This window comes from Streptomyces sp. UH6 (genome assembly GCF_013421635.1).
Lineage (GTDB): Bacteria > Actinomycetota > Actinomycetes > Streptomycetales > Streptomycetaceae > Streptomyces > Streptomyces abyssomicinicus.
In genome coordinates this window covers 1-1,612 of sequence record NZ_JACADT010001165.1, presented here as the reverse complement: position 1 = coordinate 1,612, position 1,612 = coordinate 1, and the positions used below count along the sequence as shown (strand labels likewise).

General features: G+C 75.5%; 2 protein-coding genes. Both read right to left on the bottom strand.

All coding sequences use genetic code 11. From position 1 onward, the window contains the following. Nucleotides 1–1,269, bottom strand: a 1,269-nt coding sequence (locus tag HW445_RS30270) for a YifB family Mg chelatase-like AAA ATPase (protein ID WP_180223998.1), incomplete at its 3' end; no start/stop codon positions are given. A 1-nt stretch (nt 1,270) separates the two neighbouring features. Then, nucleotides 1,271–1,609, bottom strand: a complete 339-nt coding sequence (locus HW445_RS30265) for a YraN family protein (RefSeq protein WP_257231389.1) — start codon at nt 1,607–1,609, stop codon at nt 1,271–1,273. Nucleotides 1,610–1,612: the final 3 nt, after the last annotated feature.

Sequence of the window (1,612 nt, the reverse complement as noted above, 5' to 3'; positions counted from 1 at the left end):
CGCGGCCAGCTCCGAGCGGGTGACCGGCCCGACCTCCACCCGGAGGTCGACCCGGTCCAGCAGGGGCCCGGAGATCCGCGCCTGGTAGCGCCGCACCGAGTGGGGCGAGCACTCACAGGCCTCGTCGTGGCGGGAGAACCGCCCGCAGGGGCAGGGGTTCGCGGCCAGCACCATCAGGCATTTGGCCGGAAACCGCACCACGCCCTCGCTCCGCGCGATCACCACGTGCCCGGACTCCAGGGGCTGCCGCAGCGCGTCCAGCGCCGTCCTGCTGAACTCCGGCGCCTCGTCGAGGAAGAGCACACCGCGATGGGCCAGCGACACGGCGCCGGGCCGCGCGGTTCCCTTGCCGCCGCCCACCAGGGCCTGCATGGTGGCCGAGTGGTGCGGGGCGCAGTAGGGCGGCCGGTCGATCAGCGGCCGGCCCGGCGGCAGCAGTCCGGCCACCGAGTGGACGGCCGTGACCTCCAGGGACTCCTGGCGCTCCAGCGGTGGCAGCAGCGTCGGCAGCCTTTCGGCCAGCATCGTCTTGCCGGTCCCCGGCGGCCCGGAGAGGAACAGATGGTGTCCTCCGGCGGCGGCCACCTCCAGCGCGGCCCTCGCCCGCAGCCCTCCCGCGACATCGGCCAGGTCGTACTCCTGTTCGCACGAGGCTCCGCCGGACACCCCCACGGCCGCCGCGGCGCCGGGCAGCCGCAGTCCGGCCAGCATCGGGTCCGGGCGGCCCTCCGCCGGCGGATCCTCCTCCGGCACCGGCGCGTCCGTCAGCACGGCGATCAGCTGGCGCAGGCTGCGGACGCCCAGCACCGAGACGCCGGGCACGAGGCTCGCCTCCGCCGCAGCGCACTCGGGCACCACCACCTGCTGGTATCCGGCCTCGGCGGCGGCCAGCACCACCGGCAGGACCCCTCGCACCGGCCGGACCCGCCCGTCCAGGCCCAGCTCGCCGATCATCACCAGCTCGGCCAGCACACCGGGGTCGATGAGTTCCGCGGCGCCGAGCACGGCACAGGCGACGGCCAGGTCGAACCCGCTGCCGCCCTTGGGCACCGAGGCCGGACTGAGGCCCACGGTGAGCTTCTTCTGCGGCCAGGCCGCCCCCGAGTTGACCACCGCGGCCCGTACCCGGTCACGGCTCTCGCTGAGGCTCTTGTCGGGCAGGCCCACCAGCGTGAACGCGGCGACGCCCGGTTCCAGGTCGGCCTGCACCTCGACCACCACGCCCTCGGCGCCGACCAGCGCCACGGAGCAGGTGCGCGCGAAGCCCATCTCAGGCCACCCCCCGCACGTGCTCGACCAGGGGCGCGCCACGGCGCGGCAGCAGCACGCCGACCAGGTCGACGCGCACCCCGCCCGGTGGCGCTCCGCCGTGCTCCTGGACCCACCGTTCGGCCAGACCACGCAGCCGGGCAACCTTGGCGGGCGTCACGGCCGCCATCGGATGCTCGAAGACGGCCTCTCCGGCCACCGGTGCACGGCGGGTCTTCACCTCGCAGACCACCACCGCGTCGCCGTCCCGCGCGACGATGTCGATCTCACCCGTGCGGCCACCCCGCCAGTTGCGGTCCAGCACCGTCATCCCGGCCTCGGTCAGCCGCCGCGCGGCCAGCGC